17 protein-coding genes and 2 pseudogenes are annotated in these 22,845 nt (G+C 65.7%); 5 read left to right on the forward strand and 14 right to left on the reverse strand.

Annotated elements, in window-relative coordinates:
• Positions 1-7: 7 nt before the first annotated feature.
• The 10 genes from F6X62_RS24015 to F6X62_RS24065 are packed head-to-tail and all read right to left on the reverse strand — an operon-like array spanning position 8 to position 11,284.
• Positions 8-1,144, reverse strand: coding sequence for a glycosyltransferase (locus tag F6X62_RS24015; RefSeq protein ID WP_153774916.1), 1,137 nt, complete (start codon positions 1,142-1,144; stop codon positions 8-10).
• Positions 1,137-2,102, reverse strand: a complete 966-nt coding sequence (locus F6X62_RS24020) for a glycosyltransferase family 2 protein (RefSeq protein WP_153774917.1) — start codon at positions 2,100-2,102, stop codon at positions 1,137-1,139. The genes F6X62_RS24015 and F6X62_RS24020 overlap by 8 nt, the downstream gene beginning before the upstream one ends.
• On the reverse strand, positions 2,099-3,469 hold the full coding sequence (locus F6X62_RS24025) for an O-antigen ligase (protein ID WP_153774918.1): 1,371 nt from the start codon (positions 3,467-3,469) through the stop codon (positions 2,099-2,101). Before F6X62_RS24025 ends, F6X62_RS24020 begins: the two co-directional genes overlap by 4 nt.
• Complete coding sequence (locus tag F6X62_RS25485) at positions 3,466-4,827, reverse strand: glycosyltransferase family 4 protein (RefSeq protein ID WP_256674063.1); 1,362 nt, start codon at positions 4,825-4,827, stop codon at positions 3,466-3,468. Before F6X62_RS25485 ends, F6X62_RS24025 begins: the two co-directional genes overlap by 4 nt.
• Before the next feature lie 8 nt (positions 4,828-4,835).
• Positions 4,836-6,410 carry a Wzz/FepE/Etk N-terminal domain-containing protein gene (locus F6X62_RS24040; RefSeq protein WP_153774919.1) on the reverse strand — a complete coding sequence of 525 codons (1,575 nt, stop codon included), beginning with the start codon at positions 6,408-6,410 and terminating at the stop codon, positions 4,836-4,838.
• Between the two features lie 14 nt (positions 6,411-6,424).
• On the reverse strand, positions 6,425-7,444 hold the full coding sequence (locus tag F6X62_RS24045; RefSeq protein WP_054893969.1) for a polysaccharide biosynthesis/export family protein: 1,020 nt from the start codon (positions 7,442-7,444) through the stop codon (positions 6,425-6,427).
• Positions 7,445-7,466: 22 nt separating this feature from the next.
• Positions 7,467-8,114 (reverse strand): CpsD/CapB family tyrosine-protein kinase, encoded by a 648-nt coding sequence (locus F6X62_RS24050; RefSeq protein WP_054893958.1) that lies wholly within the window; start codon positions 8,112-8,114, stop codon positions 7,467-7,469.
• Between the two features lies 1 nt (position 8,115).
• Positions 8,116-8,862, reverse strand: coding sequence for a sugar transferase (locus tag F6X62_RS24055; protein ID WP_054893959.1), 747 nt, complete (start codon positions 8,860-8,862; stop codon positions 8,116-8,118).
• Entirely contained in the window at positions 8,859-9,923 is a 1,065-nt protein-coding gene (locus F6X62_RS24060; protein ID WP_153774920.1) for an NAD-dependent epimerase, read from the reverse strand. The genes F6X62_RS24055 and F6X62_RS24060 overlap by 4 nt, the downstream gene beginning before the upstream one ends.
• Entirely contained in the window at positions 9,920-11,284 is a 1,365-nt protein-coding gene (locus F6X62_RS24065) for a UDP-glucose/GDP-mannose dehydrogenase family protein (protein ID WP_063544520.1), read from the reverse strand. The genes F6X62_RS24060 and F6X62_RS24065 overlap by 4 nt, the downstream gene beginning before the upstream one ends.
• Before the next feature lie 385 nt (positions 11,285-11,669).
• Here F6X62_RS24065 and F6X62_RS24070 point away from each other — a divergent pair, with 385 nt between their 5' ends.
• On the forward strand, positions 11,670-13,370 hold the full coding sequence (locus F6X62_RS24070; RefSeq protein WP_153774921.1) for a sulfatase-like hydrolase/transferase: 1,701 nt from the start codon (positions 11,670-11,672) through the stop codon (positions 13,368-13,370).
• A 49-nt stretch (positions 13,371-13,419) separates the two neighbouring features.
• On the opposite strand, the gene F6X62_RS24075 is transcribed toward F6X62_RS24070, so the two are convergent.
• On the reverse strand, positions 13,420-14,748 hold the full coding sequence (locus tag F6X62_RS24075; protein ID WP_153774922.1) for an MFS transporter: 1,329 nt from the start codon (positions 14,746-14,748) through the stop codon (positions 13,420-13,422).
• Between the two features lie 161 nt (positions 14,749-14,909).
• On the opposite strand from F6X62_RS24075, the gene F6X62_RS24080 reads away from it, so the two are divergent.
• The 4 genes and pseudogenes from F6X62_RS24080 to F6X62_RS25750 form a co-directional block, all read left to right on the forward strand.
• On the forward strand, positions 14,910-16,007 hold the full coding sequence (locus tag F6X62_RS24080) for a sugar diacid recognition domain-containing protein (protein ID WP_153774923.1): 1,098 nt from the start codon (positions 14,910-14,912) through the stop codon (positions 16,005-16,007).
• A 120-nt stretch (positions 16,008-16,127) separates the two neighbouring features.
• Positions 16,128-17,267: a glycerate kinase gene (locus F6X62_RS24085; RefSeq protein ID WP_153774924.1), complete on the forward strand. Its 1,140-nt coding sequence runs from the start codon at positions 16,128-16,130 to the stop codon at positions 17,265-17,267.
• Between the two features lie 379 nt (positions 17,268-17,646).
• Positions 17,647-18,339: pseudogene (locus F6X62_RS25745) on the forward strand (PAS domain-containing protein); the annotation flags it as partial.
• Positions 18,340-18,447: 108 nt separating this feature from the next.
• Positions 18,448-18,882: pseudogene (locus F6X62_RS25750) on the forward strand (methyl-accepting chemotaxis protein); the annotation flags it as partial.
• Between the two features lie 10 nt (positions 18,883-18,892).
• Here F6X62_RS25750 and F6X62_RS24095 read toward each other — a convergent pair.
• The 3 genes from F6X62_RS24095 to F6X62_RS24105 all read right to left on the reverse strand — a co-directional run bounded on the left by F6X62_RS24095 (position 18,893) and on the right by F6X62_RS24105 (position 22,695).
• Entirely contained in the window at positions 18,893-19,441 is a 549-nt protein-coding gene (locus F6X62_RS24095) for a lipocalin family protein (protein ID WP_153774926.1), read from the reverse strand.
• A 66-nt stretch (positions 19,442-19,507) separates the two neighbouring features.
• Positions 19,508-20,380, reverse strand: coding sequence for a phosphate/phosphite/phosphonate ABC transporter substrate-binding protein (locus tag F6X62_RS24100; RefSeq protein ID WP_153774927.1), 873 nt, complete (start codon positions 20,378-20,380; stop codon positions 19,508-19,510).
• Entirely contained in the window at positions 20,368-22,695 is a 2,328-nt protein-coding gene (locus tag F6X62_RS24105; protein WP_153774928.1) for an EAL domain-containing protein, read from the reverse strand. Before F6X62_RS24105 ends, F6X62_RS24100 begins: the two co-directional genes overlap by 13 nt.
• Between the last annotated feature and the right edge of the window lie 150 nt (positions 22,696-22,845).

Raw genomic sequence — 22,845 nt, forward strand, 5'->3', positions numbered from 1 at the left:
CCATCGCTCATCGATTCTGGTCGGGATTCCATTGGCTGTAGCTGTGCCCGCGCAGGAATTGCCACAGGCCGACACTCATGCCCGCCAGCGTCACCAGCACGAAGGCGGCCAGGCGGAATGGCCTGGGCAGGCGGTGGCCAGCATCGAGCAGGCCGGCGATCGCAGCGGCATAGCCGAGCAGTTGCGCGGCCAGGGTCAGGTGGTAGAAGTGCGATTCACCCACCAGCCACAGGTTGGCCAACAGCAGCGGCAGCAACAGCACCGGCGCCAGGCGGCGGATCAGCTTGTGGCTGATCAGGGCGATGGCGTACAGGCCGTGACGCATCGGGTTGAGCAGTTCGCTGCGCGCGGCCAGGCTCTGCAGGCCGCCGACGGTGACGCGTTGGCGACGGCGGAACTGCTTGTCGGCCTCGTCCACGCCCTGGTCGAGGACGATCGCCTCGGGCACGTAGACGATGCGCTGGCCGGCGGCCGGGGCGCAGGTGCTGATATAGAAGTCATCGTTGACCTGTTTGGGAATCGCCTGGTACAGCGGGCGGCGCAGGGCGAGCAGGGCGCCGTCTGCCGAGACCATGCAGCCGGTGCGGTTCTCGACCTTGCGCACCCAGGCTTCGTAATGGCGATACAGGCTGTCGCCCAGGCTCAGGCCCTTGCCTGGGTCGGGGATGATCATGTGCCCGGCAGTCCCGCCGACATCTGCGTCGGCGAAGGGCGCCAGCAGCAGGCCGAGGGTGTTGCCGGCCCACTGGTTGTCAGCGTCGGTGAACACCAGGATATCGCCGCGGCAGACGCTCACCGCAGTGTTCAGCGCGCCGGTCTTGCCCAGGCGCGGCAGGTCCAGCACCTGTACCCGTGGATCGTTCACGGCGCGGGCCAGCGCCACGGTGCGGTCGCTGGAGCCGTCGCTGGCCACCACCACCTGCAGTTCGGCGGCCTGGTAGTCCTGGGCGAGCACGCTGGCGAGCTTGGCTTCGATATGCCGCTCCTCGTTGTGCGCGGCGATCACCACGCTGACCCGCTGCGGCGCTAGCGGGCCGGGTGTGCGCACAGGAAAGAACGGCGCCGCCAGGGTCAGCAGCACGGGATAGCCGACCCAGGCGTACAGCGGCAACAGCAGGCACAACCAGAAGATGATCTCAGCCACGGGCGGGCCTCCTTGCGGTGCGGTTGAAAAGGCTGAGGATGAACGCAGCGCCGGCCAGGTGCAGGCGCAGCCAGTGCAGGCCCCAGAGCTGCAGGGTCAGCAACGTGTCGTGGTGCCTGAGGCTCTGGCGCAGACTCAGCGCCAGGGCAGGCAGGGCGCTGATCAGCAGCAGCACCAGGGCCACATGGGGGAAACCGTCGAGCAGGGCCGACAGCGCCATGGCGTCGAGGACCCAGGCGCCCACCGACAGCAGCGGGAAACGCAGCAGGCGCAGGCTCACGCCATGGCTGCGCAGCAGTTGCAAGTGGCTACCCTGACGCCACATCTCCTTGCCCAGCCATTCGCCCCAGCTGCCCTCGAAGCCCCAGTGCAGCACCACCGGCTGGCGCAGCACGCGCAGGCGCGCGCCGGCTTCGTGCAGGCGCAGGGTGAAGTCCTTGTCTTCGCCGGTGCGCAGGCGCTCGTCGAAGCCGCCGACCTGGTCGAACCAGGTGCGGCGCATCAGCAGGTTGGGCGTAGGCAGCCAGGTGCAGTCCTGTACCGTCTGCCCGGCGCGCAGGGTGCGGCGTTGCCAGGCGTGGGCGAACCACGGCGCCTGGCGCGGGGTATCGCAATCGAGGGCGAAGACGTCGCCTTCACCGCGGCGCTGCAGGCCCAGCAGCAGGTCGAGCCAGTTGTCCGGTACTTCGATGTCGGCATCCAGAAATGCCAGCCACTCACCGTGGCTGACCTGCGCGCCCTGGTTGCGCAGGGCGCCGATGGCCACGCCAGGCAGGCTCAGCACCTGGGCACCGTGCTGGCGGGCAATGGCAGGGCCGTTGTCGCTGGAGCCGTTGTCGACCACGATCAGCTCACAGCCGAGCCCCGCGCAGTGGGCGGCCTTGCGCGCGGCATCGAGGGTGCGGCCGATATGCCGGGCTTCGTTGAACATCGGGATGACGATGCTTACCTGATTCATCGCTGCGCCTCCACGTCTCGCGACGCGGTGGCCTGGCGCAGCAGCACGCTGGACAGCGCCAGCATCAGCCACAGGTACTTGTGGCTGGGGGCACTGAGGAACATCAGGAACAGCCCGATGGCCAGCATGCTCATGGTCAGGTGGGTCATCAGGTCGGCGTTATCGTGCTCGCCGGTGGCACGCCACGCCGCACGGGCCTGCCAGAAGTTGCGCAGGGCCAGGGCGATCATGCCGACGAAGGCCAGCCCCGCCGGCAGGCCGGTTTCGCTGAACAGCTCGAGGTAGGTGTTGTGGGCGCGACGATAGAGGTCGGTGGTCTTGCTGTTGACCGGGGCGAAGGCCTTGGAGAAACCGGTGTCGGCATAGTGCAGCGGGAAAGTGCCGGGGCCGGTGCCGAGCATCGGGCTGTGGCTGATCATCTCCTTGCCCACCACCAGGTACGAGGCGCGTCGGCCCAGGGATTCGTCCTGGTGCGCATTGACCCCGGACTTGAGCAGCATCAGCGACTGGATGCGATCGGCGTAGCCGGCCGGCATCAGGGCCGCGCCCAGCGGCAGGACAATGGCCAGGCCGAGCATGGCGAAGCCCAGGTGACGCGGACGGATCCGTGTCAGTTGCTCGCGGTAGTTGTACAGCACGATGCCCAGGCTGATCAGCAGCACCACCAGGCCTGAGCGCGACTCGGTCTTGGTCATGCCCACCAGCAGCAACAGGCAGCAGCCGGCCCAGAACAGCTTGAGTGGAATCTGCCGGGTCTTGATCGCCAGCCACAACCCCAGCGGCATGGCGATGGTGATCAGCAGGGCGAAAGCGTTGGGGTCGAGCATGGCCGAGGCGCGGCCCTGTTCCTGGTACTTGGTGGAGAAGATGGCGAACAGGCAGGTCACGCAGACACTGACGGTGATCAGCCGCGCCAGCATCCGCAGATTGAGGTCGCGGCCCACCAGCAGGGTGATGACGAACACCACCAGCCCCACCAGCAGTTCACGCAGGTGCAGCACCGACAGCTCGACGCTGTCGCTGGTCCACAGGCTCAGCAGGTACAGGGCCATGAACGGGATCAGCAACCGCCACTGGTTGCTGCGCAGGCGCTCGGCCGGCAACTGACGCACGGCCAGTTGCAGCGTGAGGATCAGCACCAGGCCCAGGCCGATCAGCTTGGCGCCGGAGACCATGCTGTCCTTGAGCAGCCCTTCGAGCGGCACCAGCGCGGCGATCGCCAGCAGGCCCCAGGCTGGCTTGCGGTACAGCACCAAGGCACCGGCCAGGCCGACCACGGCGCCAGGGGCCAGGTAAGGGTAGCGGCTGGCCAGCAGCCCCAGCGACAGCAGGGCCACCAGGCCCACCAGCGACAGGGGGATGATCATGCGATAACCTCCATGGCCGTGCCCTGGTACACCAGGGCCCAGCGTTGTGCCAGGGTCGGCAGGTGGTAGCGTTCGCGCTGGGTCTGGCGGGCGCGGGCCACCAGTTCTTCAGCCTGTTGCGGATCGTCCAGCAGCGCCTGCAGGTGGGCAGCGAGTTCATCGACCGCCAGCGGTGCGGCAAGCAATCCGCTGCGGCCGTGTTCGATCACATCGGGAATGCCGCCGACACCGAAGGCTACCACCGGTACGCCGTCCTGCATGGCTTCGAGCAGGATCATTGGCGTGCCTTCGGTGCGCGAGCTGATCACCAGGGCATCCAGTCGGGTCATCCAGGCTTGCATATCGCGCTGGAAACCCGGCAGCGTGATGCGTTCGGACAACCCCGCGGCATCGATGCGCGCCTGCAGCGTGGCGCGTTCGGGGCCGTCGCCGAGCATCACCGCGTGCAGGTGCGGGTGGCGCTGGCACAGCGGGATCAGGGTGTCGAGGAACAGGTCAGGGCCTTTTTCGCTGGACAGCCGCCCGACATAGCCTGCCAGCCAAGGGGCTTGGCGCGATCCCTGGCTCTGCACTGCGATGCTGCCATCGCGGGACAAGCCCGCTCCCACAGGAGGTGTTGCGGCCTCCAGCGAACCCTGTGGGAGCGGCCTTGTGCCGCGATCACCGGCGCAGCCGGTGCCCTGCACTGCGGTGTTGCCATCGTGGGACGAGCCCGCTCCCACAGGAGGTGTTGCGGCCTGCAGCGAACCCTGTGGGAGCGGCCTTGTGCCGCGATCACCGGCGTAGCCGGTGCCCTGCACCGCGGTGTTGCCATCGCGGGACAAGCCCGCTCCCACAGGGGCAGATTGCACAGATGCCACAGGCTCCGGCAGGCCGTTGGGGATTACCTGCAACTTGCTGGCTGGAACACCCGCCTGGCGGTGGATGCGGGCAATGCTCTCGGCCACGCACACCACGGTCGCCACCGTGGGTGTGCGGCACAGTTGCAGGCTCAGCCAGGTGTAGAAGCGCTGCTTGGTGCTGCGCGGCGTGAAGCCGTGCTGGGTGGTCACCAGTGGCAGGCGCCACAGTGTCGCGGCCAGCCAGCCGAAGACCATACCCTTGAAGTTGTGGGTGTTGATCAACGGCCGCTCGCCACGCACGGCCGCCACTTGCCTGAGCAGTGCGCCCAGGCCATGGCAGCTCTGGCAGTCGATGCCGGCTTCGCGAAAGCGCATCACCAGATCCTGCGGCGCGTCGAGGAACAGCACCCGGTGCCTGCCAGGGGTTGCCTGGCAGTGGTCCAGGAGCATGCGCTCGGCGCCGTAGAATCCGCCGCTGCTGAGCAGGTGCAGGATCAACTGGCCGGTAGCGGGCACGGCAGCGTTCAATTGCGCACCCAGTGCATCAGGCGAGGCAGCGACCACGACTTGTGCGGGTTGGGCAGCGCCGGGGTCTGGTCGTTGATCACCAGCAGCACCGGCAGGCCCAGCTCATGGCTGATTTGTGCAGGGTGCTTGAAGCGGTGGTCGAAGAACTCCTTGACGTAGACCAGCGCGATGGCCAGCAGCAGGCCGGTGACCAGGCCGAACGGGATGATCAGGCCAGGTTTTGGGAACGACGCGGTGGCCGGCTCATAGGGTGCGCTGAGGATCCGCGCGTTGGACTGGCTGCCATCGAGCAGGCCCTGGCCGCGGCTTTCCTCATAGCGCTGGGCGTAGGTGGAGAAAGCCTTGTGCAGGGCATCGATCTCGGTGTCGAGCTGGCGGGTCTTGCTCTGGGTCTCGCGCAGCTCGGTGATGCGGTTCTTGTATTCACCGATGCGTTGGGTCTTCTGGTCGATCACCTGCTGGGTCACGGCCAGGTCCTGCTGGCGTTCGCGGATACGGTTCTCGACGATCTTGAGGAACTGGCCGCGCAGCTGGGCGATCTGCTGGCGTGCCATGACCATCTGCTCGGCCCCGGGCTGGAACACCGTGGCATCGCCGTTGTAGCGGGCCAACTGGGTGGTCAGCTGCTCGCCCAGTTGCTTGATCTCGCGGTCTTCGAAGGCGACGTTATCGACCGTGGTGGTGAAGGTGTAGGGGAAGGCATAGTCGGCCATCTTCGCCTTGCTCGCCGCGGCCAGGCTGCTCTGCAGGTAGTCGAGCCACTGCTGGTTTTCCAGCTTGCGGTCGCGCTGCAGGTTGAGTGCCTGTTCCTCGGTGTTGATCGCATTGAGGCGGAAGGTGATCTCTTCTTTCGGATCGGACGAGCCGATCGCCGTCAGCAGGGCCAGGCGTTGGCCCTCGAGGTCGCCCAGGCGCGCCTGGTAGTGCAGTTTCTTCTGCTCGTAGAAGGTCTCGGGCAGCTCGTTGGACTGCAGGTCCTGGCGGTTCTTCAGGAAGTTGTCCAGCAGGCGGGCGACGAACAGGGTGCCGAGCCGGGCGTCATCGGCGCTGTAGGTGACCGAGATGACGTTGGAGCCGGGCAGGGTCTCGATCTTGAGGTCCTTGACCGCCTGATCGGTGAGCTCGTCGAGCTGGGTATCGCGCTCGTCGGCCACCGACTTGCCCAGCAGGCGATGCAGCGGATCGACGATGCCATGGCGCAGCGGGTCGATCACGGTGCGTCGCAGCAGACCGGGTTCGGCCTGGTACTGGCCTTCCTGGCGCAGCTGGCTGATGGTCTGGCGGATCAGCGTGGGCGAGCGCAGGATGTTGCTCTCGGTCTCCATGTCGGCCAGCGACGGCGGGATGAACTGGTCCGCCTGCTGCGCCAGCGAGGAGCTGGTATCGCTTTGCGAGAGCTTCTTCGATTGCACGATGACTTCGGCGGTGATGTCGAAGCTCTGCTTGAGCACCAGCGGCAGAATCACCGCGATCACCGCGAAGATCAGGAACACCCGTTTCACCAATTGGCGGTTGGCGAAGAAGATGCGGAAGAACTCATGCACATAGTTTTCTTTCGGTTGCGTGGTCATGGTCCGTCCCCTGGTCAGTCGTTGCTTTCTTTGTTGTCGACGCGGTAGCTGAAGCTGAAGCCAAAGCCCTGGAACAGCACCACGTCAGCCAGTTGCCGGGACAGCTCGGCAGCGCTGGCAAGCTTGGTCTTGGGTACATAGAGCATGTCTTCGGGCTGCAGATAGGCGAGCTTCTGGCTACCGCCGGAGAGGGCCTGGTCGACGTCGTAGTTGACCGCATGCACGGTGTTGCCTTCGCGGCGCATGATCACCACCGAGCCGAGCTTGGCCTTCAGGGTCGGGCCGCGGGCCAGGGTCAGGGCCTCGAGCACCGACACCGGACGACGGATCTGGAAGGCGCCCGGCTGGCCGACTTCGCCGAGCACGTAGATCTCGTTGGCGGCAGTGGACTTGAGCAGCACATCCACGCTCATGCGCCCGGGCAGGCTGGCGTAGCGCTCGTTGAGGTAGTCACGCAACTGGTTGACGGTCATGCCCTGCAGCGGCACCGAGCCGATTTCCGGGAAGGTCGCGCGGCCGTCGTTGCCCACGGTGATGTCGCGGCTCATGCCGGTGCCGGGGTGGCTCAGGGCGTTCTTCAGGTTGACCTCGTCGGTCATGGGGCTGAGCACGCGCACCGTTACCTGGTCGCGGTTGGGCTTGAACACGCGCTTGTCGTTGTAGGCCTGGCGAATGGCGCTCTCCGCTTCGCTCGGGGTCAGGCCCTCGACGCGCACCGACGCGTTGGTGGATGGCAGGGTGATGCTGCCGTCGGGCTGCACCAGCTGCTGGCCGTTCAGGCCGCTGGCGGCCATGAAGTTGAGGTCCAGGGTGTCACCGGACTGGATGCGGTACACCCCGGCAGAGCGGTTGCTGACGTGGAAGATCACTTCCAGCACGTCCTGTGGCCGCAGCACCTGTTCGCGGCGGGCGACTTCGGTGGCCTGGCTCTCGGCCGCTGGTGCGGTGAGGATCTGTACCGGCATTTCGCGGCTTTCCTGGCTGGCGCAACCGGCCAGGGCGAGCACGCACAGGGCAATCGAGGGGTATCTCATGGCGATCATGGCGTGCGTCCTCTCACAGGTTGTCGTACAGCCACTTGGGCATGTAGTACTTGCGCTTGTTGAACACGCTGCCGATCAGCCGCGCGCCAGCTTGCGTCAGCCGTTGGGCGGCAGCCTGGGCCACTTCCCAGCGGGTTTCCTCGGCGCACACCACCAGGATCACGCCATCGACCAGGGTGCCGATCACCAGGCTGTCGGCGCTGGCATAGATGGCCTCGCCGTCGATCACCACGAAGCGGTAGTGGGCGGCGAACTGGCGCAACAGGATGCGCAGGCGTTCGGGGTCGAGGCGGTCGCGGCCGCGCTTCCAGGTGCCCGCCGGAAGCACGTCGAATGGTTGGTCGGACAGGTGCACCACGCAGTCCTGCGCCAAGGGTGGAGTGTCCTCGTCGAACAACAGGTCGGTGTAGCCGCGCAGCTTGTTCAGCCCCAGTTGCTGGCTCAGGCCATTGCTGCTGGAACTGCCGTCGATCAGCAGCACCGCACCCGCGCTCATCAGCGCCAGCTGGCTGGCGAAGGCCAGGGCGCTGGTGCTGGTGCCGGTTCCGGTGTTGGCCGCGGTCAGCAGCAGGGTGCGCTGGTCGAGGTCGAGGACAGTGGCGGTCAGGTTGGTCTCGCTCGGGTTGGCGATACTCAGGCTTCTAGAAGTGGAACCGTCCATCTCAACTTGCTCCGTGGCCAGTGAAAACCTTGAACGGGGTCTTGAGCAGGATTTTCAGATCCAGCAGCAGGCTCTGTTCGTTGATGTAGCTGAGGTCAAGCTCTACGCGTTGGTCGAAATCGATGTTGCTGCGTCCGGAGATCTGCCAGAGGCCGGTCATGCCGGGGTAGATCGACAACCGTGCCAGGTGGTTATCCTTGTAGCGGTAGGCGTTGAACGAGGTAGGGCGCGGGCCGACCAGGCGCATGTCGCCGGTGACCACGTTGATCAGGTTGGGCAGCTCGTCCAGGCTGCTGCGCCGCAGCCAACTGCCCACCGAGGTGATGCGCGGGTCCTTGTCGATCTTGAAATCGATGGAGTCGGCGCCGTGCTTGTTCAGGTGGCGTACCGAGTCTTTCAGCGCCTCGGCGTTGGCGACCATGGTGCGGAACTTGAACATGCCGAACAGGCGGCCGCGGTAGCCGGTGCGTTTCTGCACGAAGAACACCGGGCCTGGGCTGGACTTCTTGATCATCACCGCCAATGCCAGGAATACCGGCGACAGCAACAGCAGCAGGTTCAGCGCCGCCAGGCATGACAGCACGCGGTTGGTCCGCGACAGCGTCCAAGGGCGCCCGCCGACCCGCCCGGTCATCCAGCCACGGCCTTGCATGTGGATGGCGGCATCGATGCGCTGGCGGTGCGCCGGATCCATGCGTTTATCCTGGTACAGCGCCTGCAGCTGGGCGCTTTTCGGTTGTCCTGTCATATCACCCTCCGTTGTTTCGGCTGCTCGCCTGCAGGTTCGCCATCTGTGGCACCGTGCGAGTAGTAGTGCTTGAACCAGGCGACGAATCGCCCGAGCCCTTCATCAAGGGAAATCGTTGGGGTAAAGCCGGTGACCCGGGCCAGGGCGCTGGCATCGGCACAGGTGGCCAGCACATCGCCCGGTTGCAGCGGCAGCAACTCGATCACCGCATCGCGCCCCAGGTGTTTTTCCAGCAGGGCCAGGTAGTCGAGCAGTTCCACCGGGCGTTGGCCGCCGATGTTGAACAGGCGCCAGGGCGCTGCGCTGCTGGCCGCGTCGGGGCTGAAGGCATCCCACTGCGCATCGGCGCGGGGCGGGTAGGGCAGCAGCCGCGCCAGGCTTTCGACGATGTCGTCGATGTAGGTGAAGTCGCGCTGGTGCCGACCATGGTTGAACAGCTGGATCGGCCGGCCTTCGCTGATGGCACGGGCGAACTGCATCGGCGACATGTCCGGGCGGCCCCAGGGGCCATAGACGGTAAAGAAGCGCAGGCCGCTGCAAGGGATGCCGAACAGATGGCTGTAGCTGTGCGCCATGGCCTCGTTGGCTTTCTTGGTGGCGGCGTACAGCGACAGCGGATGATCGACTGCATCCTGCACCCGGTATGGTGTGCGCTGGTTGGCGCCATACACCGAGCTGGACGAGGCGTACAGCAGGTGCTGCACCGGGTGGCGCCGGCAGCCTTCGAGAATGTTCAGGAAGCCCGCAAGGTTGCTGTCCAGGTAGGCCTGGGGATTTTGCAGCGAGTAGCGCACACCGGCTTGCGCAGCCAGGTGCACCACCACCTCGGGGCGCTCCTGGGCGAACAGCCGGGCCATGGCGTCGCGGTCGGCAAGGTCCAGGCAGTGCAGGGGGAAGTCACCGACGTTCTGACGCACCCAGTGCACGCGAGCGTGCTTGAGCGACGGATCGTAGTAGTCGTTGAAGTTGTCCAGGCCCAGCACCTCATGACCGTCGCGCAGCAGGCGCAGGCAGGTGTGGGCACCGATGAAACCGGCCGCGCCGGTGACCAGCACTTTCATGGCGCGCCGACCTGTGGGGCGCTCTGGTCGGGCGCGACCTGGCGCAGGCCGATGCCGCTGTAGTGCAGGCCGTGGGCGGCGACCTGCTCGGGGTTGTACAGGTTGCGGCCGTCGATGATCACCCGTGCGCGCAGCTTGCTGGCCAGCAGCGAGAAATCCACCACGCGAAAGTTCTTCCATTCGGTGCAGATCACCAGGGCGTCGGCGTCCTGCAAGGTGTCGTCGCGGGTGGCGCACAGTTGCAGGTCGTCGCGGTAGCCGTACAGGCGTCGGCATTCGTCCATCGCTTCGGGATCATAGGCCCGCACCGTGGCGCCTTCGTCCCACAGCGCTTCCATCAGGTAGCGGCTCGGTGCTTCGCGCATGTCGTCGGTATTGGGCTTGAAGGCCAGGCCCCACAGGGCGATGGACTTCCCGCGCAGCCCGCCCAGGCGCTGCTTGAGCTTGGCGAACAGGATGCGCCGCTGCTGGTCGTTGACTTCGTTGACGCTCTGCAACAGGCGCAGGGGCATGCCGCTGTGCTCGGCGGTGTGCAGCAGCGCCTTGATGTCCTTGGGGAAGCACGAACCACCGAAACCGCAGCCGGGGTAGATGAAGTGGTAGCCGATGCGTGGGTCCGACCCGATGCCGCGGCGCACCGCTTCGATGTCGGCACCCAGGTGCTCGCTGAGGTTGGCCAGTTCGTTCATGAAGCTGATGCGTGTGGCGAGCATGGCGTTGGCGGCGTACTTGGTCAGCTCGGCGCTGCGGTTGTCCATGAACATCAGCTTCTCGTGGTTGCGGCAGAAGGGCGCGTAAAGCTCGGCAAGCTGGTCATGGGCGACCTCGTCATGGGTGCCGACGATGATCCGGTCGGGGCGCATGCAGTCGGCCAGGGCGCTGCCTTCCTTGAGAAATTCGGGGTTGGACACTACGCGCACCTGCAAATGGCCCTTGCCCAGGCGCTGCAGTTCGTCGCGGGCCAGGGTCACGACCTGGTCGGCGGTACCGACCGGTACCGTGGATTTGACGATCAGGGTGCGGTCGGCCTCCATCAGCTCGGCAATCTGCCGGGTGACGTTGAGCACATGGCTCAGGTCGGCCGAGCCGTCCTCGTCAGGTGGGGTGCCGACGGCGATGAAGATCAGCTCGGCATGGCTGACCGCGTCGCTGGCCTGGGTGCTGAACAGCAGGCGACCTTCCTTGATGTTGTCTTCCAGCAGGCCCGACAGGCCCGGCTCGCTGATCGGCGGGACGCCCTGACGCAGTTGGTTGATCTTGTGGGCATCCACGTCCACGCACAGGACCCGGTGGCCGACGTCGGCAAGTGCCGCCGCTTGTACCAGTCCTACGTAGCCAGTGCCAAAAACGCTCACGTCCATGTCGGCGTGCCTCGTATGGATGAGTAAGGGGTATGAAACAGTGGTGTGATTTCTGTATAGCTCAGCTCGCGGGAAATTCGTCAAACCAATGGCATGTTTCGTCGCATTTACAGACGCTAAACAAAACGGCCATTGGCCACCAACCCTTTGCCAATCCGGGGTTTAGCGTTGAAAGCTACTGGCATTTGGCCGTTCGATGAACCGATGAACGGTTGCAGGCCACGAATAATGCGGGGTTATGACGATAGAACGTCTCAACCGCGATACGTTTTTTGCGCCAGAATATGGCGTTGAGATACCGTCGGAAAATTGACTTTTCCGGCTTGTGATTTGTTTCAAGACTGCTACGGTTTGAATGAAAACCCATGACCGGAGTGGTCGAATCATGCGCGGATGGATCAAGCTGGCCCTGTTGTTCCTCTACCTGGCGAGCTTTCATGGCTATTACCGGGAGCGAATAGAAGCGCTGGGTCTTGGCCTGCCTTTGCTGCTTTACCTGGGCGTGGCGGGGGTGCTGGTGGTAGGGCTGCTGCTGGCGGCGTGGATTCGCCCAGGTTGGCTGCGCTGGGTGCTGGCGTTGGCTTTTGCGGTGAGTGCGCTGTTCTTCGATGCTTATATGCGAATCACCGATTCCTACCTCACCTACAGTGCGTTCGTGTCCATGGTGTATGCCGGTGGCTTCATCCAGGAAGCGCTACAGCAGTACCACTATGCGATCACCTTGGCGGCGTTCAACGCGCTGCTGGTGCTGTTGGGTGTGGGGTTGCGCCCGGGCGCTGTGCTGCGCCTGCCGCGCCTGGTGCCCGTGGTCGCGCCATTTCTGGCGCTGGCGTTGCTGGTCGGTGTGCTGTTCATCCGCGCTGGCGAGGGGGCCCGCGGCCTGCCGGTGATGTACACACCCTTGGCTTATGTGAGCCTGTTCGGCTACGAGGCGCTGCATGACCGTGTCGGCCCACGCGAGCCGGTGAGCCTGGCGCAGTCCGGCAAGCCAATGGCGCGCGATATCGTACTGATCATCGACGAGAGCATTTCGGGCAACTACCTGGACCTCAACACCCCTGCCGGCGTGGCGACTCACCTGCTGCAGCCGCAGCCAGGGGTGAGTATCGTCAACTACGGCTACGCGGCCTCGGTGGCCAACTGCAGCGCCGACACCAACGTCACCTTGCGCTACGGCGGCACCCGCAGCGATTACCTGCGCATCAATTCGACCCAGCCGTCGATCTGGCAATACGCCAAGCGAGCAGGGCTGGGCACGGTGTACATCGATGCCCAGCGCACCGGCGGCAACCTGCAGAACCTGATGGACGAAGCCGAGAAGCGCGACATCGACCGCTTCGTCCAGTTCGACGAAACCCCCGTGGTGCAGCGCGACATGGCGGCGCTGGAGCAACTGGTCAGCCTGCTCAAGGATGGCCAGCCGCAACTGATCGTGATCAACAAGGTTGGCGCGCATTTCCCGGTGCACGACAAGTACCCCGACGCCTTCCTGACCTACCAGCCGGCATTGCCGCGTGGGCATTTCACCGATGTGGCCGACACCGGCACCCGCGACGGCTTCGATGGCCGCCCCGAAGACTGGGTGCTGTATCGCAACGCGTACCGCAATACGCTGGGCTGGAACGTGGGCGAGTTCTTCCGCCGCCTGTTCGCCGAGGCCGACCTGAGCCAGGCGGTGCTGATCTACACCTCCGACCATGGCCAGGACCTGCATGAGCGCGGCAATCCGGGCCTTAACACCCACTGCGACAGCGACCCGGTGATGGAGGAGGGGCTGGTACCGCTGGTGGTGATCCAGGGCACGGGCGTCAAGGCCCTGGACTGGCAGGCGCACCTGGCACAGAACCGCAACGCCTCTAGCCACTACAACATCTATCCGACGCTGCTCAAGCTGCTGGGCTATGACGCCGCAGCCGTCACCCGTATCTACGGCCAGGCGCTGGATGTGCCGACCGACGACCCGTTCACCTTCAACGTGCGCTTCAACGCGCGGCTGGGCGCCAAGCCGGACTTTCGTCACATCGACCTCAGCCAGGTGGTGACCCCTGACCAGGCCAAGGGTGTTGCGGTGACTGCGGCGCCCTGAGCGCAGATGCCGTTGCGGCAGGCGCGGGGCAAGCCCGCGCCTCCAGGCGTCAGTTGGCTCGTGCGGCGTTCAGTGCCCCGGCGCGCGACACGCGCAGGGCCACCAGGCTGCCCAGCACGATCACTCCGGCCAACGAGTACAGCGCAGCGTCGGTCGAGCCGGTCTGGTCCTTGATGAAACCAACCAGGTACGGGCTCAGGAAGCCGGCCATCTGGCCCACCGAGTTGATGATCGCCAGGCCCGCGACGGCCGCACTGGCGCTGAGCAGCGCAGTGGGCATCGGCCAGAACATCGGCAGGCCGGTCAGGGCGCCCATGGTGGCAATGGACAGGCCCAGGATGGCCACGGTTGGGTTGCTGGCGAAGTTGACCGCGATCAGCAGGCCGATGGCGCCCATCAGCATCGGCACCACCAAGTGCCAGCGGCGTTCGTTGCGCAGGTCTGCCGAGCGACCGACGATGATCATGAACACACCGGCCAGCAGGTAGGGGATCGCACTCAGCCAGCCGATCAGCAGCGGGCTGTCGAAGCCCAGGTTCTTGATGATCGATGGCAGCCAGAAGTTGATCGCGTAGACGCCGCTCTGGATGCAGAAGTAGACGAAGCCGAAGGTCCAGATCAGTGGGTTGGTCAGCACGGCCCACACGCTGTCGCCGGTGGTGCTCGGCTTGCTCGCGGCATCGGCGGCGAGGTCCCTGGCGATCAGTTGACGCTCGCTGTCCGACAGCCACGGGGCCTTCTGATAGCCGTCGCTGAGCAGGAACACCGCGAGGATGCCCAGCACCACGGTCGGCAGGCCCTGGATCAGGAACATCCACTGCCAGCCCGCCAGACCGTGCTGGCCGGCGGCGAAGTGGTCGAGAATCCAGCCGGAGAACGGCCCGCCGAGCAGGCCCGAGACCGGGATCGCCGACATGAACAGGGCCATGATGCGGCCCCGGCGGTCAGCCGGGAACCAGCGCGAGAGATACAGGACCACGCCGGGGAAGAAGCCGGCTTCGGCGGCGCCGGTGAACAGGCGCAGCACGTAGAACTCCATCGGCGTGGTGACGAACAGCAGGCAGGTCGAGAGCGTGCCCCAGGCGATCATCATCACCGCGATCCAGCGCCGTGGGCCAAAGCGGTTGAGCGCCAGGTTGCTGGGCAGGCCGCAGAGCACGTAGCCGATGAAGAAGATCCCGGCGCCCAGGCCGTAGATGGTCTCGCTGAACTTCAGCGCGTCGAGCATCTGCAACTTGGCGAAGCCGACGTTGACGCGGTCCAGGTAGTTGAACAGGTAGCAGATGAAAATGAACGGGATCAACCGCAGGGTGATGCGCCGGTACAGCGCATTGCGGCTGGGGTCTTGGCCTTGGTCAGGGGCAGGGCTGTGTGCCATGATGAAATTCTCTGTTGTTATGGTTGTCTCGCGGCGCCTGTTCCGGCGCTCGCCTGAAACGAGTCTCGGCGAGCAGGGCGCCGCTGTCTTTGTGCTTTTGCACAGCGTAGGGCACGCACGGCTGTGCTGCGGAACAAAGTCTGTCACTGCAAGGAACCCACATGTTCGAGCTTGACCACGACCTGGCCCAGGATATCGTCGACCGGGCGATGGCGATCCTGCCGTGCAACGTCAACGTCATGGACAGCCAGGGCCTGATCCTGGGCAGCGGCGAGCCAGAGCGCATCAATACCCGCCATGAGGGGGCGCAACTGGTCCTGGCCAATGGGCGCATCGTCGAACTCGACAGCGAGGCGGCCAAATGTCTCAAGGGCGTGCAGCCAGGGGTGAACCTGCCGTTGATGCTCGACGACCGATTGATCGGCGTGCTCGGCCTGACCGGCGATCCACAGCAACTGCGCACCTACGGCGAGCTGGTGCGCATGACCGCCGAGATGCTCCTGGCCCAGCGTCACCTGCAGATCGAGCAACAGTGGCGCCGGCAGCGCTGCGACGATCTGCTGGCGCTGCTGCTCGGTGGCAGTGGCGAGTCCCCCCGGCTGGTGGACGAAGCCCGGCAACTGGGGCTCAAGCCGCAACTGCCAAGGGTGCCTTGCCTGTTCGAACTGGAGGCTGGGCCACCGGGCGAAGCGCTGTCGGCCTGGCTGACCAGCCGCTACCCCGACAGCTGGTGCGTAAGCCCGGCGCGTCAATCGTTGCTCTGGTGCCGTCCGGCAAGCGTGGCGCTGGACGAGGTGCGCCTGATCGAACGCTTGCAGCGCCACGGCTGGCAGGTCCAGCGCCTGGCCCTGGGCAGTGTGGCGCAGAGCCTGGAACAACTGCGACGAGGTTACCGTCGGGTCCGCGACCTGTTGGCGTATGGCCGCGAGGTAGTGCCCGCCGAGCGCGTGCTGAGTTTGTCGCGCTATCGCTTGCCGGCGTTGCTCTGGCGCCACCGCAACGATGATGCCCTGGACGAGTTGCTCGAACCGCTGCAACGCATCCGCGCCAAGGATGCCAGCGGCCAATTGCTCGCCACCTTGCGTGCCTGGTGCGCCCATGACGGACAAAGCCAGGCGTGCGCCGATGCCTTGGGGATCCATCGCAACAGCCTGCGTTATCGACTGGAGCGTATCGCTGAACTGGGCGAGGTGGATCCGCTGCGTCTGGAAGGGATGCTGAGCCTGTACCTGGGCTTGCAACTGCTACCCGCCGAGTGAATCCCGGATCCGGGCAGTGGCATTTGCCCAAACAACCGGCCGGGTGTTTTGTGCATCCGACCGAGGCCGCTCTGGCGCGCAGCTGTCAGCATGCGGGCTAACAGGACCAGGAGATTCACCATGAAAGTCGTCATCGCCCCCGATTCGTTCAAGGACAGCCTCGATGCCGCCGGTGTCGCCCGGGCGATCAGCGCCGGGCTGGCCAAGGTCTGGCCCGAGGCGGAGCGAATCGAGTGCCCGATGGCCGATGGCGGTGAGGGCACCATGGAGGCGATCGTCGCGGCCACCGAGGGCGAGCAGCGCCGCCAGGTGGTGCGCGGGCCGCTGGGGGCGCCAGTGGAGGCGAGCTGGGGCTGGTTGGCGCAGAGCCGCACCGCGGTGATCGAGATGGCCCAGGCCAGTGGCATCCAGTTGCTGCCCAGCGCGCAGCGCGATGCCTGTCGCAGCAGTACCTGGGGCACCGGCGAGCTGATTGCCGCAGCCCTGGCGGCAGGTGCGCAGCGCATCGTGCTCGCCATCGGCGGCAGCGCCACCAACGACGCTGGCAGCGGCATGCTGCGGGCCTTGGGTCTGCGCTTGCTGGACCGCGAAGGCCAGGCACTGGCCGAGGGCGGCCTGGCCCTGGCGCAACTGGCACGCATCGACGCCAGCGACCTCGATCCGCGCCTGGCCGAGGTGCAGTTCGAGGTGGCGGCGGATGTCGACAATCCCTTGTGCGGGGTCAATGGTGCCTCGGCGATCTTCGGCCCGCAGAAGGGCGCAACGCCCGAGCAGGTATTGCAGCTGGACCAGGCACTGGGGCATTTCGCTGATCATTGCGCGCAGTTGCTGGGTGAAGACCTGCGTGAATCGCCCGGTTGCGGTGCGGCGGGCGGCATGGGCTTTGCGGCCAAGGCCTTCATGGGCGCGCGTTTTCGTCCTGGGGTCGAAGTGGTGGCGGAGCTCGCCGGGTTGGACGGGCTGGTGCAGGGCGCGGACCTGGTGATCACCGGCGAAGGCCGTTTCGATGCCCAGACCCTGCGCGGCAAGACCCCGATGGGCGTGGCCCGCGTGGCCAAGCGTCACGGTGTGCCGGTGGTGGTGATTGCCGGCACCTTGGGGGAGGGCTACGAGGCGTTGTATGCCCATGGCATCGATGCCGCGTTCGCCGTGACCAGCGGGCCGATGACACTTGAGCATGCTTGTGCCGAGGCCGGGGCGCTGCTTGAGGCGCGGGCGGGGGATATCGCACGGTTGTGGCGGTTGGCGCGGGCGGTGTAGGAGTCATCTCTTTCGAGGGTTTTGTGTGGGGGCGAGCACCTTCCAGCCCCAACCCCCCTTCCAGCCAACCTCCTCTAGCCCCTCATCCCCCCAATAGCGCACGACCGTTCATCGGATCAAAACGTTATTTTGTAACGGCTAATAGCACTTTGATAGCGGCGCTCGGTCTTTCCTGAGATGCTGCATCACATTCTCGTTTGAAAGTGACGGGCCCCCGGAAGTCGGGGCCTGACGGCCACCAGGGAAGCTGGCTTGCAGGATGCGTGCGTGCTCTACCACACAACTGTTTGCAGGGTGTCCCATGTTCGATCGCAAAATCAAAGCTCGGCTCGCGGCAAGCGAAGCCGAGGTCAAACGCCTGCGCGCGCTGCTCGACCCAATGGAACGAGGCAACCTGGCCCTGCGCCTGGACGCCGAGCGCCGGATCAGCGCCTGTAACGAAGCCTGTTCGGCTGCGCTGGGGCATCCGCATGGCGCCTTGATTGGCCAGGCCCTGGCTGATGTGGTGCCGGGGTACGTGACCGCTCTGCCGTGCTATCGGCGCTTCAACGAGGCGCTGTCACGTTTCGAGCCGATTCGTGACGATTACCGCTTCCTCACCCGCGAAGGCCGGTTGATCTGGCTGCACCTGACCTGGCTACCGGTGCGCGGCGACGATGGCCGTCTGGATTACGTACAGGGCTACGGCAGCGAAGTCACGGCACAGATCGACAAGAGCCGTGAGAACGGAGCATTCGTCGAGGCGCTCTTGCGCTCCACTGCGGTGATCCAGTTCGACCTGGCAGGCAATATCCTCACGGCCAACGAACAGTTCCTCGGCGCCATGGGCTATTCGCTCACGCAACTGGTCGGCCAGCACCATCGCCTGTTTTGCCCGAAGGAAGAGGCTGCAGCTCCCGCCTACCAGGAGTTCTGGAAGACCCTCAACAGCGGGCGCTATGTCGCCGGGCGCTTCCGCCGATTGGACAGCCGGGGGCAGGAAGTCTGGCTGGAGGCCAGCTATAACCCGGTCTACGACGCCGAGGGCAAGATCAGCCGGGTGATCAAGTTCGCCTCGGTGATCACCGACCAGGTGCGCAAGGAGGACGATATCCGCCGCGCTGCGCAAATGGCCCTGGAGGTGTCGCGCAACACCGACGTCAGTGCCCGCGAGGGGGCGAGCGTGGTGCAGGAAGCGGTGCAGACCATGCAGGCGGTGGCCGATCAGATGCACAGCGCCTCGACCACCATCGAGGCCCTGGGCAAGCAGTCTCTGGTCATCAGCTCGATCGTGCAGACCATCGGCAGCATCGCCTCGCAGACCAACTTGCTGGCGCTCAACGCTGCCATCGAAGCGGCCCGTGCAGGCGAGCAGGGGCGCGGGTTTGCCGTGGTCGCCGATGAAGTGCGCCAGCTTGCAGCGCGCACCAGCGCGGCGACCGAAGAGATCGTCGCGGTGGTGGCGCGTAACCAGCAATTGGCCGATCAAGCAGTGGTGGAGATCGAACACAGCCGCGAGCAGGCGGGGGTCGGGCTGACCCTGGCAGGCCAGGCGGGCAGCGCCATCACCGATATTCAGGAAGGCGCACGCCGCGTGGTGCAGGCGGTCGGGCAGGTGACCCAGGACCTGCGTTGAGCCGCAGATATCAGTCGGGCTGGCGCCAGATCAGCTCGCGAGTATCGTAGCCGCGCTGGCGGGCCACTTCGAGCAGCTGGTTGCGCGTGCGTTCGCTCACCGTAGGCGTGCGCGACAGCAGCCACAGGTACTCGCGGTTCGGATGGCCAACCACGGCCACGCGGTAGTCCGGATCGTGGTACAGCACCCAGTATTCGCCCTTGGCGGTGTCCGGCGCCAGTTTGCTGAACCAGTTGTCGAACCTCACCCACAGCTTGTCGGTCTGGCCGGGTTGCTGCAGTTGAGCAATGCCGGTCGCCTCCTGCCACTCGCCGTCATCGTCTCGGCAGCGGTTGGTGACATCGACCTGGCCATCTTCGCGCAACTGGTAATTGGCTTCGGACTGCACGCAGTCACGCTGGAAGAACATCGGCAGGCGTGCCAGTTCGTACCATTTGCCCTGGTACTGCTCGAGATTGACCGGCATGGTCTTGGGTGGCGGCTTGTCCGCCGAGGAGCCGACGCAACCGCCCAGCGCCAGGGCCAGGCAGGAAACCAGCAAGGTGGCGCGAATCGCCATGAAGAACCTCCGCAATGACTGTGGTGTCATTGCTTGGACGCCGGACACTGGCGAAAGTTGAATCTTTCAGCGTGGCGCCAGCGCGGCGTCCATCATCCGCTCAAGCGCGGCATACTCGGCATGGCTGACCGCAACCAGGCCGCTGGCGTCCTGGGAGTGGGCGAAGGCGGCGAGGGCTTCGGGGTCGTCGAGCATGGCCTGGCGAATGCGGGCCTTGAGCGCCGGGCACAGGTTGGCGCGGAACACGTAGGGGTCGTAGTAGATCGGCGCCGAGCGCCACAGCACCTGGAGCCTGGCGGGGGCGATGGCGTGGCTGGCAAGGTAGGCGTCGGCGCGCTCGCTGGCGACGAAGGCGGCATCGACGCGCCCTTGCAGCAGGGCCTGCAGCGCCTTGTCATGGGTGCCGGCGTACACCAGCGCACCGAAGTAGCGCTGCAAGGGCGTGGTCACCTGCGCTGCGAACTCGACGCTCGGTACCAGGCTGCCGGAGGTGCTGGCCGGGTCGCTCAGTGCCACGCGCTTGCCGCGCAGCGCTGTCAGGTCCGCAGGCCCCGGGCTGCGGGTGAGCAGTAATGCCTGGTAGTGGTTGCCGGCCGGGGTATAGGGCCCGGCACTCAGGGTGAAGGTGGCGAAGGCCTCGACCTGCGGGTCGCGACGGTGCGCCAGTACATAGGAGGCCGGCCCCAGCCGGGCGATGTCGGCGCCGCCGGAGACGATGGCATCCACCACGCCCTCGTAGGAGGGCGCGACCACCAGCTCCACCGGCACGCCCGTGGCCTCGCTCAGGCGCTGCAACAGTGGCTGGTTTTCGCGCAGCATCGCCTCGGCGCCCTTGAGCGGTATCACCGCCAGGCGCAGGCTGCGGGGCGCACAGTCGGCCCGCGCGGCGAGCGCTGGCAGCATCAGGGCCAGCAGTGTCAGTGCCTTCAATGCACGCATGATTTTTCCTCGAGGGCATTGAAGGGCGGGTAGTCGCGCAGTTGTGCCGGCGACAGCGGACGGCTGAAGTGATAGCCCTGGGCAATATCGCAACCGGCGAGCTTCAGGCACACCAGCTGCTCGCGGGTCTCCACGCCCTCGGCCACCACCTCCAGGCCCAGGCGCTTGGCCAGGATGATGGTCGAGGAGACGATGGGGCTGTCATCATGGCTGTTGCACAGCGGCGCGATCAGGGCGCGGTCGATCTTCAGCTTCGACAGCGGCAGCGCCTGCAGGTGGGCGAAGCCCGCATAGCCACGACCGAAGTCGTCGAGGCTGATGCCGATACCGGCGGCGCGCAGCCGGTGCAGGTGCTCGAGGGCCGTGCCTTCGGGGTCGAGCACGGTGGTTTCGGTGATCTCCAGCTCCAGGTGCCGCGCGTCGATGGCATGCTGCGCCAGGGTTTCAAGCAAGCGCTCGCTGAAGTCGGCCTGGCGCAGTTGCAGCGCCGAGACATTCACCGCCAGGCGCGTATCACGGCCCTGGGCCTGCCAGCTCGCCAACGCCTCGCAGGCCAGGCGCAGCACCTCCCAGCCCAGCTCGACGATGAAGCCGCTGCGCTCGGCCATGCCGATGAAACGGTCCGGGTAGAGCAGGCCGAACTCGGGATGCTCCCAGCGCACCAGTGCCTCGTAGCCCAGTACCTGCAGAGTGTCGAGACGAATCTGCGGCTGGAAGTGAAGCACGAACTGGTGCTCGGCCAGGGCGCTGCCGAAGGCCTGTTCGAGGGTGAAGGCCTGGATGTCGGGCAGGTTCAGCGAAGGGTCGAAGAAGCGGTACTGCGCACGCCCAGCCTGCTTGGCCGAGTACATCGCCGCGTCCGCACAGCGGATCAGGCTGTCGATTTCCTGGTCATCGCGCGGGGCGATGCTCACCCCGACACTGGGGCTGGTGTTGACTTCCTTGCCGTCCAGGGCGTAGGTCGCGGACAGCTTCACCACCAGCGCGCGGACCCAGGCGTCGATCTGTTCCTCGCTGCGGTTGCCGGCCAGCAGCACCACGAATTCATCGCCGCCGAAGCGCGAGGCTTCGTCTTCGGGTTCGAGCATGCGCTGGATACGCCCGGCGACGGCTTGCAGCAACAGGTCGCCGATCTTGTGACCGAGTGAATCGTTGATCGACTTGAAACGGTCCATGTCGATGAACAGGATCGCCGTCAAGCGACGCCGGGCGCGCTGGCGCGCGAGGGCCTGGGCGGCGACTTCGACGAACTGGCGGCGGTTGTGCAGGCCGCTGAGGTGGTCGGTGGCGGCGGCGTGGCTGCTGCGTCGATGTTCATCCTCCAGACGCCCGATCAACTGCTGGTTGACCTGTTGCGTCTGCTCCAGCTCGCTGAAGGCTTCCTGACGCTTGCGCAGCAGGCGCAGGCTCCAGAACAGGCCGCCGAGGATCAGCAGGGTCATGCACAGGTTCAGCCAGAACTGGCGGTCGTAGGCGAGGGTGGTGGGCGCGAGAATCTCGTCATGACGCTGGCTGACCACCACGCTGAAGCCGCGGTCGGCGACCCGGCGGTAGAGGCTCTGGTAGGTGCTGGCGTAGGTGTACTGGGTGAACTGCCCCGCGTCGCTGTTGCCGCTGGGCAGTTCCGGCTCCAGCGACTCGGCGGCCACCACCACGCCGCTGCTGTCGATGCGTACGCGCTCCTGGCCGTCCGCCTGGAGCAGGCGCATCAGGCCGCTGTGACCCAGGTCGATGTGCTGGAAGAGTACCGCCAGGTAGCCGATGTCCAGCTGTACCACGAGGATGTTGTCGATCTCGCGGCCGCTCAGGTCGGTCAGCGGCAGCAGGAAGGGCAGGCGCCATTTTGGCAAGGCGTTGGGGGCGTTGTCGGGGGCGATCTGGGGCATGAAGGGCTTGAAACCATGGCGCGCGACATGTTGCTTGAGCTGCTTGAGCCAGTCTTCCGGCAGTTGTTGGGCCTCGTCGATAGGGCTGGCAGAGACCAGGCGACCCTGCTGGTCGTACAGGCTCATGCGCTTGAACACGGGGTCTTCGGCCAACAGCCGCGCCAGGCTGAGGTTGCCCTGGCGCATGCTGAGCAGGTCATCCTGAGTGACACGCCCTACGGCCTGGGCCCGATCGACCAGTTGGCGCAGGCTTTCGCCGACGATGCTGGCCAGGTTCAGGTGCTCGGCGGCCTTGGCCGCCAGGGCATCATGACGGGCGGCGGCCTTTTGCGTGAAATGCAGCCCCCAGAGAAAGGCCAGGGTGACGGTGCACAGCATCAGCAGCAGCAGGGGCAACAAGCCTGCAGGCGAGGGGGAGCGGCGGTTCACGTTGTGTTGTTCCCGGGCCCTGTGGTGCAGCAAAAATAAGACAGCAAGATGACAAAGGAATGACTGGTGGCGAAATGCTTCTATCCGCCGCAGGCTGCTCCTTTGTGTGCAGGAGCAAGCGTCTTGTTCAGAATCTAAAGGCCAGTCCAA

The sequence above is a fragment of the Pseudomonas sp. MNR3A genome, assembly GCF_009650575.1.
In the GTDB taxonomy this organism is placed as follows: Bacteria; Pseudomonadota; Gammaproteobacteria; order Pseudomonadales; family Pseudomonadaceae; genus Aquipseudomonas; species Aquipseudomonas machongensis.